Origin of the sequence: Chryseobacterium sp. FP211-J200, from assembly GCF_001643375.1 — a bacterium.
Classification (GTDB): Bacteria; Bacteroidota; Bacteroidia; order Flavobacteriales; family Weeksellaceae; genus Epilithonimonas; species Epilithonimonas ginsengisoli.
The window spans coordinates 65,134-81,860 of sequence record NZ_LSHB01000008.1; the positions used below are offsets into that span (position 1 = coordinate 65,134).

General features: G+C 36.8%; 16 protein-coding genes. 14 read left to right on the top strand and 2 right to left on the bottom strand.

What is annotated here, in order from left to right; translation table 11 throughout:
• Positions 1 to 6: 6 nt before the first annotated feature.
• From AXA65_RS02725 to AXA65_RS02790, 14 genes are all read left to right on the top strand, one after another.
• A complete protein-coding gene (locus AXA65_RS02725; protein WP_063968660.1) occupies positions 7 to 1,767 on the top strand; it encodes a discoidin domain-containing protein in 1,761 nt (586 codons plus the stop codon).
• Between the two features lie 229 nt (positions 1,768 to 1,996).
• Positions 1,997 to 3,124: an alpha/beta hydrolase gene (locus AXA65_RS02730; RefSeq protein WP_063968600.1), complete on the top strand. Its 1,128-nt coding sequence runs from the start codon at positions 1,997 to 1,999 to the stop codon at positions 3,122 to 3,124.
• Entirely contained in the window at positions 3,117 to 4,523 is a 1,407-nt protein-coding gene (locus tag AXA65_RS02735; protein WP_063968601.1) for a M17 family metallopeptidase, read from the top strand. Before AXA65_RS02730 ends, AXA65_RS02735 begins: the two co-directional genes overlap by 8 nt.
• A gap of 66 nt (positions 4,524 to 4,589) precedes the next feature.
• On the top strand, positions 4,590 to 5,243 hold the full coding sequence (locus AXA65_RS02740; protein ID WP_063968602.1) for a hypothetical protein: 654 nt from the start codon (positions 4,590 to 4,592) through the stop codon (positions 5,241 to 5,243).
• A gap of 70 nt (positions 5,244 to 5,313) precedes the next feature.
• Positions 5,314 to 6,519, top strand: coding sequence for an acetyl-CoA carboxylase biotin carboxylase subunit family protein (locus tag AXA65_RS02745; protein WP_063968661.1), 1,206 nt, complete (start codon positions 5,314 to 5,316; stop codon positions 6,517 to 6,519).
• A 78-nt stretch (positions 6,520 to 6,597) separates the two neighbouring features.
• Entirely contained in the window at positions 6,598 to 7,311 is a 714-nt protein-coding gene (locus tag AXA65_RS02750) for an alpha/beta fold hydrolase (RefSeq protein WP_063968603.1), read from the top strand.
• Positions 7,312 to 7,407: 96 nt separating this feature from the next.
• Positions 7,408 to 8,883 carry a hypothetical protein gene (locus AXA65_RS02755; protein ID WP_063968604.1) on the top strand — a complete coding sequence of 492 codons (1,476 nt, stop codon included), beginning with the start codon at positions 7,408 to 7,410 and terminating at the stop codon, positions 8,881 to 8,883.
• Complete coding sequence (locus AXA65_RS02760; protein WP_063968605.1) at positions 8,883 to 9,323, top strand: hypothetical protein; 441 nt, start codon at positions 8,883 to 8,885, stop codon at positions 9,321 to 9,323. Before AXA65_RS02755 ends, AXA65_RS02760 begins: the two co-directional genes overlap by 1 nt.
• A gap of 151 nt (positions 9,324 to 9,474) precedes the next feature.
• On the top strand, positions 9,475 to 9,840 hold the full coding sequence (locus tag AXA65_RS02765; RefSeq protein WP_063968606.1) for a hypothetical protein: 366 nt from the start codon (positions 9,475 to 9,477) through the stop codon (positions 9,838 to 9,840).
• A gap of 149 nt (positions 9,841 to 9,989) precedes the next feature.
• The gene (locus AXA65_RS02770) at positions 9,990 to 10,940 is read left to right on the top strand and encodes a RimK family alpha-L-glutamate ligase (protein WP_063968607.1); all 951 of its coding nucleotides are present in this window, start codon (positions 9,990 to 9,992) and stop codon (positions 10,938 to 10,940) included.
• A 194-nt stretch (positions 10,941 to 11,134) separates the two neighbouring features.
• The gene (locus AXA65_RS02775) at positions 11,135 to 12,238 is read left to right on the top strand and encodes a carboxylate-amine ligase (RefSeq protein WP_063968608.1); all 1,104 of its coding nucleotides are present in this window, start codon (positions 11,135 to 11,137) and stop codon (positions 12,236 to 12,238) included.
• A gap of 79 nt (positions 12,239 to 12,317) precedes the next feature.
• A complete protein-coding gene (locus tag AXA65_RS02780) occupies positions 12,318 to 13,154 on the top strand; it encodes a type 1 glutamine amidotransferase (protein WP_063968609.1) in 837 nt (278 codons plus the stop codon).
• A 144-nt stretch (positions 13,155 to 13,298) separates the two neighbouring features.
• Entirely contained in the window at positions 13,299 to 14,480 is a 1,182-nt protein-coding gene (locus tag AXA65_RS02785) for a hypothetical protein (protein WP_063968610.1), read from the top strand.
• 83 nt (positions 14,481 to 14,563) lie between these two features.
• Complete coding sequence (locus AXA65_RS02790) at positions 14,564 to 15,268, top strand: DUF421 domain-containing protein (protein WP_063968611.1); 705 nt, start codon at positions 14,564 to 14,566, stop codon at positions 15,266 to 15,268.
• Here the strand turns inward: AXA65_RS02790 and AXA65_RS02795 are convergent.
• Positions 15,265 to 15,918: an HAD family hydrolase gene (locus tag AXA65_RS02795; RefSeq protein WP_063968612.1), complete on the bottom strand. Its 654-nt coding sequence runs from the start codon at positions 15,916 to 15,918 to the stop codon at positions 15,265 to 15,267. The genes AXA65_RS02790 and AXA65_RS02795 overlap by 4 nt on opposite strands.
• Positions 15,919 to 16,050: 132 nt before the next feature.
• Complete coding sequence (locus AXA65_RS02800; RefSeq protein WP_063968613.1) at positions 16,051 to 16,581, bottom strand: HugZ family protein; 531 nt, start codon at positions 16,579 to 16,581, stop codon at positions 16,051 to 16,053.
• Positions 16,582 to 16,727: the final 146 nt, after the last annotated feature.

Here is a 16,727-nt window from a genome sequence, read left to right on the forward strand (position 1 = left end):
ATTCAAATGAAATTAAAAACAGTATTCACTCTAGCATTCATATTTTTTCTAAATTCGATTTCGGCGCAACAAAAAACCTATTGCAATCCTATCAATATCGATTATGGCTATACGCCTTTCGAAGTTTTTTCCAAACAAGGTAAACACCGTGCAACTGCTGACCCAGTGATTGTCAATTTCCAAAAAAAACTATTTTTATTTTCGACCAATCAGGAAGGTTATTGGTATTCTGACAATATGCTGGATTGGAAATTTGTCCACAGAAAATTCCTTAGAGACAACAAATACACGCACGACTTGAACGCACCTGCAGTTTGGGCGATGAAAGATACCTTATACGTTTTCGGCTCCACTTGGGAACAGGATTTTCCGATCTGGAAAAGCACCAATCCAACGAAAGACGATTGGAAAATTGCTGTCGACACTTTGAAAGTTGGCGCTTGGGACCCTGCTTTCCATTATGATGAAGACAAAAATAAATTGTATTTATATTGGGGCTCGAGCAATGAATGGCCACTTTTAGGAACCGAAGTTAAAACCAAAACAATGCAATCTGAAGGTTTTGTAAAACCGATTTTAAGATTGAAACCAGAAGACCACGGCTGGGAAAGATTTGGAGAATATAACGACAATGTTTTTCTCCAACCCTTTGTGGAAGGTGCTTGGATGACGAAGTACAAAGACAAATATTATATGCAATACGGTGCGCCAGCCACAGAATTCAGTGGCTATTCTGACGGTGTTTACGTTTCCAAAAATCCATTGGAAGGTTTTGAATATCAGCAACACAATCCGTTTTCCTATAAACCAGGAGGATTTGCGAGAGGCGCTGGTCACGGGGCAACTTTTGAAGATAATTTCGGAAATTGGTGGCACGTTTCCACGATTTTCATTTCGACCAAAAATAATTTTGAAAGACGATTGGGAATCTGGCCAACAGGCTTCGACAAAGACGACGTGATGTACACCAACACGGCTTACGGCGATTATCCAACACTTCTTCCACAATTTGCTCAAGGCAAAGATTTCTCAAAAGGATTATTCCCAGGTTGGATGCTTTTGAATTATAATAAACCCGTTCAGGTTTCCTCAACCTTAGGTGGCTATCAGGCGAATCTTGCGGTGGATGAAGATATTAAAACTTACTGGTCTGCAAAAACCGGAAATTCCGGCGAATGGTTTCAAACGGATCTGGGAGAAGTCTCCACCATCAATGCGATCCAGGTGAATTACGCTGACCAAGATGCAGATTTTATGGGAAAAACACTCGGCAAAATCCATCAATACAAGATCTATGGTTCTAATGACGGTAAAAAATGGAAAGTGATCGTCGATAAATCAAAAAACCAAAAAGACGTTCCTCACGATTACATTGAACTGGAAAAACCGGCAAAAGCGAGATTCCTGAAAATGGAAAACCTAAAAATGCCGACTGGAAAATTTGCATTAAGTGGATTGCGTGTCTTTGGAAAAGGTGCAGGACCAAAACCTGGAAAAGTTCAAAACTTCGTTCCATTGCGCGCTGACCCGAAAAAATATGGTGAAAGAAGAAGCATCTGGTTCAAATGGCAACAGAATTCCGACGCGGATGGCTACGTTATCTATTGGGGAAAATCGCGGGACAAATTGTACGGAAGCATTATGGTATATGGCAAAAATGAATATTTCTTCACAGGAGCCGACAGAACCGATTCTTATTATTTCCAAATCGAAGCTTTCAATGCAAACGGAATCTCTGAGAGAACGGAGGTTGTAAAATCGGAATAATTTCAAACTTTATCAAATAAAAATTCAAGCTTTCGGAGTGATTCTTCGGAAGCTTTTTTATTTTTTCTGATTATTATTTCGAAATATTAAATTCTCATTAATTCAACAATTTTAAAACCCTGATTAATATTCATTAACAAACTTAAATTTTAAAAGAAAAATTGTTAACAATTATCCGTTAATAGAAATAATTTTATAAATTTATAATTAATAAGAGAATCAATTAAGAATGGAGTTTTTCCTGAAGTCAGAAGACAATGATGACCGAGCGATTTATATAACCGGAAATTTTAACAAATGGAATCCAAAGGACCCAAAATTCAAATTGGAGAAGTTGGACGAAAGCAATTATTATATCCATATCCTGGATGAATGGCTAAATGACGAGATAGAATTCAAATTTACCAAAGGTGGTTGGGAAAATGTAGAGATCGACAAATATGACAACATCACCCCGAACAGAAAAGTCCAAAAAGAAACAAAAAAAATCCAAGTTGATGTAGAAAAATGGCGGCTGAATTGGGGACCTTTTAAGAAAGAATTTTTCCCGATGGTGGAATTGATCGATGAAGAATTTTACATTCCTCAGCTTGATAAGACCAGAAAGGTTTGGGCACTTTTGCCTTTCGATTATCATCAGTCAGAGAAAAGTTATCCGGTGCTTTATCTTCAGGATGCGCAAAATTTGTTTAATGAAGGGTCGGCTTACGGGAATTGGGAAATCGATAAAAAATTGGCACTTCTTGCTGAATATGGCCGAGGCGAACTGATTGTCATTGCTATAGAACACGGAAACGATGATAGAATCAAGGAATATATTTTCGATAACAATGCTGTAACGGAAAATGCAGAAGGCAAAAAATATCTGAGATTCATCACAGACACTTTGAAGCCTTGGGTCGACAAAAATTACCGAACAAAAAAAGATAGAGAAAACACAGGAATTGGCGGAAGCTCTTTGGGTGCATTGATCAGTATTTATGGCGGATTTCTTTATCCTGAAGTCTATTCAAAACTGTTGATCTTTTCGCCATCGCTTTGGGTAGAACCGAATAATAATTTCCCAATGATAGGCTTCAGCAATCCATACAAAATCAAAGTCTATTTGTATGGTGGCCGGAAAGAAGGTTCTAAAATGGTCAGCCGAATCAGACTTTTTGAAAAGTCTTTGAAAAAATTGAAAGTCCAGAAAGTCTATGATTTTGAGGTCAGAACCAACATCAATGAACAAGGAACACATCAGGAGTTCTACTGGTCTCAGGAATTCCCAAGAGCAGTAGAATGGCTTTTCATCGACAGTTTGGAAAGTCCAGTGAAAGCTAAAAACGAATTGGAAAAGAACGAAGCAAATGATTAAAATATTTAATAAAAAAGAAACCACAACACAAAATATATTCCTATTCAGCGAAGACGATTGGGAACAGGAAAAATCAAATTACCCGAATACGGAATATTTCTTCAACGGAAAAAAGAGCCAGGTTTTCATCAAAACAGATTCCAACGAAATCAACTTTTTCGTTGGAATTGGGAAAGACTCAAAAGGTTTTGAAATACAAGCTGTAGCGAACAAATTTGCAAATGATTACAAAAAAAATCTGCAGGCAGTTCCAACTTTGGTTCATTCCAAATTAGGATTGGATTTGATTGAAGAATTGGTGAAAGGTCTATTCTTGGGAACTTATCTCTACCCTTTTGAGAAATCGCATCCGTTTTGGCAGGAAAATTTTGACCTTCATATTGAAAATATTTCTGAAGAGCAAGCCAAAAATTTAGCCTTAAAGACCGAAGCCCTTTGCAACGGACAATTTGCCGGAATGGAATGGCTGAACAAACCTGCGAATTATAAAAGGGTTGACCAGATCTCAGAATTCCTGAAATCAACCGCAGAAAAATATGGTTTAAAATACAAAGTTTTGAACCGTGAAGAATCCATCAAAGAGGGTTTAGGCGCATTTGTAGCAGTCAATCAAGGAAGTTCGCAGGAAGCTGCTTTCACGATTTTGGAATATAAGTCTGAGAAAAAAAATGCTAAAACCATCGGCCTGGTTGGGAAATGCGTCTTGTTCGACACAGGCGGAATTTCTATAAAACCTTCTGCCAATCTGCATTATATGAAAAGTGACATGGGTGGTGCAAGTGCAGTGATTGGCGCCTTGATTACGGCTTCGGAACTCAAATTGCCTTTCAATATTGTAGCAATTCTCCCGATTACTGACAATGCAGTTTCTGAAAATGCGTATTTGCCAAGTGATGTGATTACCGCGTATAACGGAAAAACAATTGAGGTTTTAGACACTGATGCAGAAGGCAGAATGACACTTGCAGATGGACTTTCATATTTGTCAAAGAATTATGAAACCGATGTTTTGATCGATCTGGCGACCTTGACAGGAAGTTCCGTTAGAATGTTCGGCTACACTTGTGGCGCCTACTTTTCCAACAATGACGATTTGAAAAAATCATTGGAAAAATCAGCTGATAAAACCAATCAACGACTTTGGAATCTGCCACTTTGGGACATTTGGAAAGACGATTTCACTTCAGATGTTGCTGATTTTAAAAACATTTCGATGAAACCTTTTGGGGATTGTATCGTCGCGGCAAAGTTCTTGGAACAGTTTATTGAAGGTCATCAAAACTGGGCGCACTTGGATATCGCTGGTGTTGCATTTGGAAATGTTAGTTATGCGAAAGATAAGGCAGCAACTGGTTACGGCGTGCAATTGCTGTTGGATTTTATTGAGAATTATAATTAGTCATTAGAGCAAACACAACATTAATCATTAATGAAAATAATAGCGAGTTTCATATTTACTTTGATAATGTCTCCTGCAATATTTGGACAATTTGCAATTGTTTCTGATAAAGATGGTTTTGTGAACGTGAGAACTACAGCGGAAATTGGAAACAATATTTCTGACAAATTGGAAAATGGCTTTGTAGTCTATTCTTTTGAACCAAATGGTAACTGGATAAATATCGATTATAAAAAGAAAGGAAAGGAATTAGGTGGCTATATTTATAAAGACAGAATCAAATTTGTAACTGATTTTATTAAGATTCCTCAGAAGTCACAAAATGATGGAATTTTGAAATTAGGAAATGACCAGATTAAAATTGAAATAAGAGAAACAAAATTTATCAAAGAAAATCACAAGCTAACTTTTGTCAAAAACAGTAATACCTTATTAGATAAAATTGATGGCTATCAGATTTTTGGAGCTGACGGAAATATCCCAAGACGACAATATAAATCAATAAAAGTAAAGATCAACAAAACGGAAATTGAGTTACCAAATATTGCATTGAAAAACCTTTATGAGCCCAATTTGGCCAACCATCAGGCAACCTACGACGAGAAAAATGACACCTTGTATATTTTCTCAATGAATAGTGATGGAGCTGGAAGTTATGAAGTCATCTGGGTCATAGAAAAAAACAAATTCAAAGAAAGAATAGAAGCTTACGGATTTTAAAAACTAATCACAAAATAAGAAATCAGACCTCGGGCATCCGACTTCTGACTTCCAACAAAAAATAATGAATATGGAAAAAACGATTGTCTGCATCTCCTGTTATTACAAAGGTTACGACTTTATGGACGAGTGCAAAAAGCTTGGAAACAAAGTCATTCTCATCACGTCAGAAAACCTGAAAGAAAAGCCGTGGCCGTGGCACGCGATAGACGAGGTTTATTATATGCCCGAAATAGAAGCATCGGTTTGGAATCTAGACCATTTGGTGCAAGGATTTGCTTATTTGATGAAAAACCATCAGATAGATGCCGTAATTGCTTTGGACGATTTTGATGTGGAAAAAGCGGCAATGATTCGTGAAACTTATCGTATTCCCGGAATGGGACAGACAACGCATCGTTATTTCCGAGATAAGCTGGCAATGCGCCAACAGGCAAAGGACAACGGGATTTCCGTACCTGAATTCTCATCGATTTTCAATGATGCAAAACTGCACAAATTCACGCAGGATGTTCCCGGACCTTGGGTTTTGAAACCACGTTCCGAAGCTTCAGCCAGCGGCATCAAAAAAATAAATTCACCAGAGGAGCTTTGGCCAGCTGTGGAAAATCTTGGTGATGAACGGTATAAATTCCTTTTAGAATCCTTCAAACCCGGAGATGTTTACCACGTAGATTGTTTGGTTTACAATAAAGAAATTGTGTTTACGTGCTTTTCGAAATACCTTTCTCCACCGATGAAAGTGTCTCACGAAGGCGGTGTTTTTCGAACCAAAACTTTAGCAAAAGATTCAGAAGAAGCAATTGGTCTGGAGAAAATCAACAAAGAAGTTCTGGATAAATTCGGGATTCAAAATGGCGCAACGCACAGTGAATATATCAGAGGAATTGACGGACAATATTACTTTCTGGAAACTTCATCTAGAGTTGGTGGTGCGCATATTCCTGATATGGTAGAAGCTGCTACAGGCGTTAATATTTGGAGAGAATGGGCAAAACTGGAAAATGCTTTATTAGATGGTGAAAAATACAAGGTTGAGGAAACTCAGAAATTATATTCAGGATTGATTGTTTCCTTGGCTAAAGAAAAACATTCTGATACAACCGACCTTCAAAACGAAGATGTCGAAAAATTCTTACCAATCGATTATCACATAGGAATTGTTTACAAGGCAACAACGGAAGAAAAAGTCCAGGAAAGATTGGATGAAGCTGCCACGATTGTTACAGAAAGAATCTTAAATATTCTACCTCCGAAAGACAAACCAACGAGCTAAATTCTTGTCTTTGAGAACCTCAGACTAACAGTTCAATTAATCATTCATCAACTATCATTTATCAATTATAAACTAGATATGCCTCAAATTACACATACAGATTATTACTCACACATCCTTGGGAAGAGCATCAAGGTAGAAGTCACGGGACATTTCGGGCTTCCTGTCATTATGTTTCCAACTTCGCAGGGTTCTTATACGCAAAATGCAGATTTCCATTTGAATGGTAGTATTTCTTGGTTCACAGACAATGGAAAACTGAAGCTTTTCAATCTGGAAACGATTGATAATTTAAGTTTTTATAACAAAAATATTTCCGCTCACGACAGAATCAGAAAATACGAATTATACGTTCAGTTTTTGGTTCAGGAGTTCATCCCTTACATTCAGAGAACGCATAATACGCATCGAGTTGTAGTTGCCGGCGCAAGTTTTGGCGGTTATCACGCGGCCAATTTCGCATTTAGATTTCCAGATTTGGTGTCGCATCTTTTCTGTTTGTCAGGTGCTTTTTCGATTCGAAATTTTATGGACGGAATTCAGGACGAATTGGTTTATTTCAATTGTCCCGACGAATTTGTAAAAAATGACGAAGCTTGGAAATACAAACATATGCACATTGTCCTCAGCACTTCTGACCGCGATATTTGCTTGGAACCAACAAGAAGAATGGCAGGAATTCTCACGTCGAAAGGCATTAACCATTGGTATGACGAGCAGAAATGGATAGACCACGATTGGGTACTTTGGAGAATGGTTTTCCCGAAATTCATTGGAAGATTTTTTGGGTAAACTATACATTAATCAAACAATATTAATCTCGAACATATTTTATTGTAGTACTAAATCTTTATCAAAATACATCAAATCAAAAACACACAAAAAATTATGGCTGGTGGAAAAATAATTAGAATAACCGGTGGAACAAGTACTATAGAATGTGAATCTTACAATGTCTTTTGCGAGAATTTTTATATGTCAGCAGGTGGAAAATCTTCTTTTACGGCTGATGGCGGAATTTATTTTGGAGAACCTCAAGAACCAACAACTGGAGGAAAATATATCATAAAAGGATATTGGACGGATGAAAAAGACAATAGAATTACCGAGGCTTTGCTTGGTGAGACTGTGAAATTTCATGTGGAAACCCAAGACATCCCCGATGGCAAAACCATCCGGATGATTCTTTTTGATGATGACATCCATAAATCTGAGTCTGATAGCAACAATGGCAACGATCAAGTTCCACTATATCCTTTCTATAAGGGTAAAAAGCCTACCGAATATAACGAATCTCAGGAAACCGCCGTGCAGAATAACAAAGCCGTTAAAACAATTGTACTTGGGGAATATTTTTCTTGGTTAGCTGCTCAGGAAGAAGATAAAATGGTAGAATTATTTTTCACTTGTTCTTATGAAGACCAAAAAGAAGATCTGCCCATACAGTTTCACGATTATCGACAGGTAAAAGGTCTGCCAAAAATTATTTTTGTAAACGGACAATGGCGATTGGCAAAATATTCTTTTGGAGAAATGGTAGGACCTACAAAACCGAAAAAGCCTTATTGGTATGATGGAGATGAGATGATTAATAGCGCAAAAGATTATTTTTTAATATCAGACATCTTTAAACTTAGAAATCAAAAACTTAAAAATGAAGAAATAGAGAATAAAAACTTTATTTTATATTACGATGGCTCCTCTTATGCAGGGGGAGACCAAAGCGGGTCCGACAGATTTGCAAACGGAAGACAATTTGCCCAGGAAAATTTTGAAGAAATAACAAACGGATTAGGAGGAAACGAAGTTTACTTAATTTCTCATAGCGAGGGCGGGGCTTATGCAGCAGGAATGGCGGATTACCTATATGAAAAAGGAATCAAAATAGGTGAGCATATATTGCTTTCAACAGATGAAGCCAACGAATTTTCCATTAATCCTGAAATCCCAAGTTACCAGCTGACCTATATGTATTTTGCTTCTAAAAGCGATATTTCGCCATATTTGCTCACACCGGAAGTTGGCTCGTTGAAGTTATCTTACAGATCGTGGGGAGGCTATTATGCTGTTATAGATTGGGTTGTTGGTGAGCATATAGTTAGAGGTGTAAAAAAAGCAGGGATTGTAAGAAAAAATGATTTAGATTGGCAGGGATTGCACGGGAATACCAATGATATAAGTATATTTAATGAAATTGGAGATTTAAAAAATGTTACATATCACGAAGCGGTTGGGGTCGGTAATGATGGAGAGCCATATTCAGGAATAGGCCAGTCTGCAACACCATACCATACTATATTTTATAAAATAGATGACCAGTATATATCTTTAAACTGTCCTCCGATCTCTAAAATTAGCAAATAATGAAAAGAAAACATATCATCATCATAGTAGTAGCTGTAATTATAGGGTTAATATACTTATATGTTTTAGCATTGGGATATGGTGGAGGTAAAGCTGTAAGACCTGTTAAACCAACAAAAGAAATAATTAGTTTGAAAAAAGAAATTCAAAAAGAGGTAAACAGCGAATCAGTTAGCATACGGTCTCCAAGAAATTACGAATTAGATAATTGCAATAAACATGGGTTTCAACAACAATATTTACAGATTCATATTGATAATGACTTATTAAAAAATAATGAGGCACTTAAAAATTACGCAACCTCTGTAAACAAAAGACTACAAAAAATATTTCCATATGACAAAAATTGTTATGATAGTGTGATTATAAAAGCACAATATTTCGATAAGTTTATGGACAGCACTATAAATAAAAGGTATTCTTTTCCTATGATAAAATAAATATTATCTAACAGGAAAATAAAATAGATGACCAGTATATATCTGTAAACTGTCCGCCAATCTCTAAAATTAGCAAATAATGAAAAGAAAACATATCATCATCATAGTAGTAGCTGTAATTATAGGGTTAATATAATTATATGTTTTAGCATTGGGATATGGCGGGGGTAAAGCTGTAAGACCTGTAGAACGAACAAAGGAATTAATTAGTTTAAAATATGAAATAAAAAAAGAAGTACAGAGTGAAACAGTTAGTATAGATGTTCCTAGAAATTATCAGTTAGAAAATTGTGACAAATATAAATATCAAGAAGAAGTATTAATCTATATAAATAATGATTCTCTAAAAAAAGAACATATCCTTAATAATTATGTTTTATCAATAAACAAACGATTACAAAAAATATTTCCGTATGACAAAAATTGTTATGACAGTGTTGTCATTCAAACACAATACTTCGATAAGGCTATGGACAGCACTATAAATAAAAGGTATTCTTTTCCTATGATAAAATAAATAATAAAAGACTTAAAAAAACAAACATATTAAAATAGTTTAGCAATTTAAAATTTACACAATAAGTAAGATAAATATTTTTAAATAACAAACAAAACATATTCAACTTCAGACTTCCGACATCGGGCTTCTGACAAAACAAAAAAATTATGGCAAAAAAAATTGGAATTTTATTCGGAATGGAAGACACTTTTCCGTGGGCATTCATTGACAAAGTTAATGAGCTTGGAAAGGGCGAATACATCGCAGAACCTGTTCAAATCGATAAACTGGAACAAGGCGCAGATTACGGTTATGCTGTGATCATCGACAGAATTTCGCAAGACGTTCCGTTCTACAGAGCTTATCTCAAGAATGCGGCGGTTAGCGGAACTTATGTGATCAACAACCCCTTTTGGTGGAGCGCAGATGAGAAATTCTTCAACAATGCTTTAATGCTGCAAATCGGAATTCCATTGCCTAAGACAGTGTTGCTTCCTTCATATGAAAGACCGACCAATACGTCAGAAACTTCATTCAGAAACCTCAAATTTCCACACGATTGGGAATATATTTTCGATTATGTAGGATTTCCGGCTTATATGAAACCTCACGACGGTGGCGGCTGGAGAAATGTTTATCGTGTGGAAAGTCCAGAAGATATGTGGGCAAAACACGCTGAGACAGAGCAATTGGTAATGATGGTGCAGGAAGAAATTATTTTCGAGGATTATTACCGCGTGTATTGTTTAGGCAGAAAGTACGTTCATATTATGCCTTACGAACCGAGAAATCCGCACCATTTACGATATGCAACAACGCATCAAACCGAAGGTAAAGAACTTGAAGCATTATTAAAAACCATCACAGATTACACGTTAAAAATGAATGAAGCTTTGGGCTACGATTTCAACACAGTGGAATTTGCTGTGAGAGACGGCATTCCTTACGCCATTGATTTCTGTAATCCTGCGCCAGATGCCGACAAAAATTCTGTGGGAGAAGAAAACTTTGCTTGGATTGTAGAACATTCTGCAAAATTGGCCATCGAAAAAGCAAAAGATTACAAACCAGGAAAAGTGAATATCAACTGGGGGAAATTTGTGACCAATAAACTTTAAAACTTAAATACTATTTATGGCAGCTTAATCCGCCTTCCGATCCCAATCTTTTTTGCATACGATTTTGGTTTTAATAGAACTCGAGTCCAAGCAAAAAAGGATTTCCGCTCAAGTCGGGCTGCTGTAATTCAATGTTAAAAAACTAAAAACACAAACTAACTACTAACTAACTTTAACTAACAAACACAAATACTATGCACAGATTTACGATAGGTGTAGAAGAAGAATATCAAATCATAGACGCCGAAACGCGGGATCTGGTCTCGCACGTTTCAAAGATAATAGAAGGTGGGAAAGCTGTTCTAAGTGAAAACTTAAAACACGAGATGCACGAATCTGTTGTCGAAATGGAAACAGGAATCTGCGAAAATATCCAGCAAGCGCGCCAGGAACTCACCGACCTCCGAAGACATCTTGTGAAAACTGCTCACGACCAAGGTTTGCGGGTTTCCGGTGGCGGAACGCATCCCTTTTCTCATTGGAAAGACAATGTCATCACAAAAGATGCACGTTACGACAAAATCGTGAGTGATATGGGAGACGTTGCAAGGTCCAACTTAATTTTTGGGCTGCACGTTCACATCGGAATTCCGGATCGTGAAGAAGGAATCAGAATTCAGAATGTAATGCGTTATTTCTTACCTCACGTTTACGCCTTGTCTACCAATTCGCCGTTTTGGGTTGGAAGATTGACTGGTTTCAAATCTTACAGACAGGAAGTTTTCGCCAAGTTTCCAAGAACCGGATTGCCAAGTTATTTTGGAAGCGTTGCAGAATTTGATGCCTATGTAAACTTGATGGTAAAAACGGGAACGATTGACAACGCCAAAAAGATCTGGTGGGATTTGCGTGTTCATCCCTTCTACCCGACCATCGAATTTAGAATCTGTGATATGCCGATGACGATCGACGAAACTGTTTGTCTTGCCGCAATAATGCAAGCTCTAGTAGCGAAAATTTACAAAATGCATCAGCAAAATACGAGTTACAGAAGTTACAGAAGACTGTTATTGACAGAAAATAAATGGCGCGCCTCAAAAGACGGAATCGATGCACATCTGATCGACTTTGGGAAAGAAGCAAGCGTTCCATATCGTGACCTTTTGGAAGAATTATTACTTTTCATTGATGATGTTGTGGATGATCTAGGTTGCAGAAAAGAAGTGGAATATGCAAGAGAGATCTGCAAGATGGGAACAGGCGCAGACCGTCAATTGAAAGTCTTCAACGAGAGTGGTGGCGACTTGAAAAAAGTCGTGGATTATATGATTTATGAGACCGAGAAAGGATTGATCTAATTGAAAACTAATGATTTCGATTTTTCAGTTAAAATTACCTCAAATTTAAAATTCTTAATTTTGTAGAAAATTTATGAATATGAGTAAAAATGATGTAAGAATTGCGCTTTTGGATATGAATAACAACCATCCGAATCAAGGGATGCGCAATATTAAAGAATTATCTCAAGCTTTTCAGAAGCAATCTGATGATAATGTTTCGGTAGAGATCTTCGACGTTCGTTACAAAGACGAGATGCCAAATATTGGTGATTTTGATATATTTTTATCTTCAGGAGGACCAGGAAATCCGCATCGTGAAGGTTATGACTGGGAAAATAAATATGCTGATTTCTTAGACCAAATTTGGAATCACAACAAGAAAAGTGAACAGAAAAAATACGCGTTTCTAATTTGTCATTCTTTCCAATTGGCAGTGATCCATTTTGGAATTGCGAATGTTTGCAAGAGAAGATCCTATTCTTTCGGCGTGATGCCAATCCACAAATCTGAAGATGGCGAGAAAGAATTCTTGTTCAAAAATCTTCCAGATCCTTTCTATGCGGTAGATTCCAGAGGTTACCAATGCATTGAACCAAATCAGGAAAAAATTGACGAATTAGGAATGAAAGTAGTGGCTTTGGAAAAATACCGTCCAACTGTTCACCTGGAAAGAGCATTGATGGCCGTTCGTTTTTCTGATGAGATCTTCGGAACGCAGTTTCATCCGGAAGCAGACCCAACTGGATTTGTGAAGAATCTTGAAGACGCAAAAAATAAAACGGCGATGATTGAAACCTTCGGCATGGAAAAATATCTGGAAACCATCGACAGAATGAATGACGACGACAAAATCGTTTTGACACAAGCGCAGATCGTTCCCAGATTTTTAAAATTCGCTTCTGAGCAGATCACCAAGAATTTAGCTTACAGTTAGATTTTAACGCAAAGTCGCAAATGTTTTTTTTCAAATAATATTGTAGAAGGTCGCGAACCGAAGCTCCGAAAATTTGCGACTTTCAACATTATACTAAATAAAATTTTTCCGCCTTTGCGATAATTTAAAAATATACTTCAAACTATGATCCCAAAATACAGAACTCAATTTAACAAAGAATTTTCTCATGAAAAATATCAGAAAACAAATGAGCTGATCATAGAGAAATGCGGTCAGGAAGCCGCGTTTCGTCTTTCTGAAAGTCCGATTTTCCTTACCAATGACTTTTGGAATAAGCTGGACGACGCCTCGAAGTCCATTATTTCGCAGATCAAAAATATGTCTGATGAAGAATTGAGCAAAGCGATTCCTGCCAATTGCAACGTTCCGAATGATACTAAAAAACCACATTTCCTGGCGATTGATTGTGGAATTTGTCAAGATGAAAATGGAGAGATCATTCCGCAATTGATAGAGTTGCAAGCTTTCCCAAGTTTGTTTGGATTTCAAAGGTTGTTTGAGGAAGTGATCACAGAAGTTTATCCTTTTCTTAATGATTTGAAGAAGTCGCTTTCACAGGAAGAATTTGTTGAAAAATTGAAAGCTGTGATTGTGGGAGACGAGAATCCTGAAAATGTAATTTTGCTGGAAATCTATCCTGAAAAACAAAAAACGGCCGTTGATTTTGTATTGACAGAGCAATTGTTGGGAATCAAAACGGTTTGTCTGACGAAGGTTAAAAAAGAAGGCAAAAAATTATTCTATGAACAAGATGGAAAATTAATTCCGATCAATCGTATTTACAATCGAGTGATCTTTGATGAATTGGATAAGATCGAAGGCTTGGAAACAGAATTTGATTTCCGTGACGATGTAGATGTAGAATGGGTCACGCATCCGAATTGGTTCTTCAAAGTTTCAAAATATATTCTTCCCAAGTTGAAACATGCGTTTGTCCCGAAAAGTTATTTCCTATCTGATTTTCCTGAAAATGAAACGCTTGAAAATTTTGTCTTGAAACCACTCTTCTCTTTCGCAGGAAGTGGCGTCAATCTGAATCCGACTCAAGAGATCATTGATCAAATTGAGGACAAAGAAAATTACATCCTCCAAAGAAAAGTGACTTACGCGCCACTTTTTGAAGACATCAACAGTGAATTTTCCAAAGCGGAGATCCGTTTGCTTTTTGGTTGGGACCCGAAAAAAGAAGATCCTGAACTCCTTGTCAATCTTGTAAGAATGACGAAAGCGGCAATGGTGAATGTTGATTTTAACAAGAAAGATGCGATTTGGATCGGGAGTTCTATGGCGTTTTTCGGGAATTAACCAAATAGTTTTTAGTATCAAATGATACTATCAAATATTAATTTCCCTCTGGCGTATTTTTTGACATAGCTTCAAAAAAAACTATGTTCCTTACCAGCGATACATTCGACCTCAAACAAATTCTACTTGGTTCCGAAGAATGGAGTTTCCTTTTGGAGACCATTCTGAGAACGAGCATTATGTTCTTCATTATTATTTTTGGACTTCGGCTTTTGGGGAAACGAGGCGTCAAGCAGTTATCCGTTTTTGAATTGGTAGTAATTATTGGATTAGGTTCAGCAGCTGGAGATCCGATGTTTTACAAGAATGTTGGAATCATGCCCGCTTTGGTGGTATTTACAATGATCATAAGTCTTTACAGCATAATTACTTATGTTATTAGCAAAAGTAAAAAATTTGAAAAACTGGTTGAAGGAAAACCAATTTGCCTGATTGACCAAGGTATTTTTTGTATCAAAGACTTCAAAAAGGAAGCACTTGGTGAGGATGAATTTTTCTCTGAACTAAGGCTAAAAGGTGTTTCTCATCTTGGTCAAATAGAAAAAGCCATTGAGGAAATTTCCGGAGAGATCAGCGTGTTCTATTTTGAGGATAAAGACGTCAAATACGGCTTGCCGATCATGCCCAATTCTTTGGACAAAGGAATTAAAACTTTTGCTAAAAATTCACATTACTCTTGCACTTTTTGTGGTTATACTCAGGAATTTGAAACACACGAAAAAAGCCAATGCAGAGTTTGCGGCAAAGATGAATGGGTGGAATCTTCTAACAAAAAACGAATTTCTTAGAGCACCTTCAACTTCTCAATATCCAGCTCATCAAAATGGTGGATCACGAGATCAGCCGAATCATAATTCTGGTTTTTGCTGTTGGCACTTTTGTAACCAACGCAAAATATTTCTGCACCATTGGCCGCTAAAATCCCGTTTGTACTATCTTCTATGACAATACAATTGGATTTGTCATTTCCAGAAAGTCTTTGTGCTTCTATGAAGATGGCCGGATGCGGTTTTGACTCCGGGAAATCTTCGCCACTCACAAGATATGAGAAAAATGGAAACAGATTGAAACGTTTGAAAACCCTGTCAATTGTAGTTTTTGCTGCAGAAGACGCTAAGATCAGTTGGAAATTTTCAGAATATAGATTATTGATCAAAACTTGCACACCATCTAGTAAAGTCAAAGCTGGATCTGTATCGAAAAGGTCATAGAAAATGGTTCTTTTTCTTTGGATCAATTCTTCAGTCTCAGTTTCGATTCCGAAGATATCTTTGACCATTTGATAGACATTTCGGGTAGATTTGCCCGTGAATTTTGAGAACAATTCTGCATCAACATTGATATTCAATTCTCCAAAATGTTGGTAGTAAGCTTTTTTGTGAAGCGGTTCTGTGTCCACTATCACGCCATCCATATCAAAAATAACCGTATTTTTCATCTGCAAACTTCATTTAAAATTCGGTGCAAAAGTATGGATTCTAAAAGTTTGGTCAAATTAAAGCACAATTAAATTCATTAATGAAAAGAGATTCAAAGAAAAAGGCCTAGTAAAAACTAAGCCCTTCATTATTTATTTTGTCTGGTGATTTTGGTCGTTTCTGTGTTCCATGATCTCAAGATTGGCATCTACAAAATAAGCACTTCCGAAACCATTCACGTACGCACCTTTCACAGGGTGAAGTGCCACTAAGATGAAATCTGTCATTTCGTTCAAAACATCCACGATTTTTCCGTGTCTTTCTTTCAATTGTCCTACAACGTTGGTCCATTCAGCAGAATCTCTTTCGATTTGAGAAGTAGAAACCTCAATTGTCAATCTTTCTCTTGCGTAAACTTGTTTTGTAGCAGACTCATCCTCGATGAACATTGCAGAAACCTTTCTACCTTCCGAAAGATTCTTCGTGTGTTTTGCCATAAAAGAAACCAGGATATAGAATTTGTTGTCAATCTCCACAAACGGCGCGTAGCTCGCATTCGGCGTTCCTTCTGCATCTACTGTTGCTAAAGTAACGCTTAATGTTTTAGCAATTAACTCTTTTACTTTTGGAGCAACAGGTTTTGCCTGTCTTTGTGCGTCTTGCGTAGGTGTACTTTCACTCATGATGTAAATTTATTTTTAAATAGATATTAATTTTGATGTTAATGATAATTGACCATAAAAAAGAAGATCAATGTTTATCGGTTCTGAACACTCTGCAAAAGTAGTTATTTAGAATTAAAATAAATAAATTAAAAGAATGTCTAATT

What these genes read in the sequence shown, in the direction of transcription:
- AXA65_RS02725 (WP_063968660.1), top strand. Translation starts at nt 7, where the DNA reads ATGAAATTAAAAACAGTATTCACTCTAGCATTCATATTTTTTCTAAAT.
- AXA65_RS02730 (WP_063968600.1), top strand. Translation starts at nt 1,997, where the DNA reads ATGGAGTTTTTCCTGAAGTCAGAAGACAATGATGACCGAGCGATTTAT.
- AXA65_RS02735 (WP_063968601.1), top strand. Translation starts at nt 3,117, where the DNA reads ATGATTAAAATATTTAATAAAAAAGAAACCACAACACAAAATATATTC.
- AXA65_RS02740 (WP_063968602.1), top strand. Translation starts at nt 4,590, where the DNA reads ATGTCTCCTGCAATATTTGGACAATTTGCAATTGTTTCTGATAAAGAT.
- AXA65_RS02745 (WP_063968661.1), top strand. Translation starts at nt 5,314, where the DNA reads ATGGAAAAAACGATTGTCTGCATCTCCTGTTATTACAAAGGTTACGAC.
- AXA65_RS02750 (WP_063968603.1), top strand. Translation starts at nt 6,598, where the DNA reads ATGCCTCAAATTACACATACAGATTATTACTCACACATCCTTGGGAAG.
- AXA65_RS02755 (WP_063968604.1), top strand. Translation starts at nt 7,408, where the DNA reads ATGGCTGGTGGAAAAATAATTAGAATAACCGGTGGAACAAGTACTATA.
- AXA65_RS02760 (WP_063968605.1), top strand. Translation starts at nt 8,883, where the DNA reads ATGAAAAGAAAACATATCATCATCATAGTAGTAGCTGTAATTATAGGG.
- AXA65_RS02770 (WP_063968607.1), top strand. Translation starts at nt 9,990, where the DNA reads ATGGCAAAAAAAATTGGAATTTTATTCGGAATGGAAGACACTTTTCCG.
- AXA65_RS02775 (WP_063968608.1), top strand. Translation starts at nt 11,135, where the DNA reads ATGCACAGATTTACGATAGGTGTAGAAGAAGAATATCAAATCATAGAC.
- AXA65_RS02780 (WP_063968609.1), top strand. Translation starts at nt 12,318, where the DNA reads ATGAGTAAAAATGATGTAAGAATTGCGCTTTTGGATATGAATAACAAC.
- AXA65_RS02785 (WP_063968610.1), top strand. Translation starts at nt 13,299, where the DNA reads ATGATCCCAAAATACAGAACTCAATTTAACAAAGAATTTTCTCATGAA.
- AXA65_RS02790 (WP_063968611.1), top strand. Translation starts at nt 14,564, where the DNA reads ATGTTCCTTACCAGCGATACATTCGACCTCAAACAAATTCTACTTGGT.
- AXA65_RS02795 (WP_063968612.1), bottom strand. Translation starts at nt 15,918, where the DNA reads ATGAAAAATACGGTTATTTTTGATATGGATGGCGTGATAGTGGACACA.
- AXA65_RS02800 (WP_063968613.1), bottom strand. Translation starts at nt 16,581, where the DNA reads ATGAGTGAAAGTACACCTACGCAAGACGCACAAAGACAGGCAAAACCT.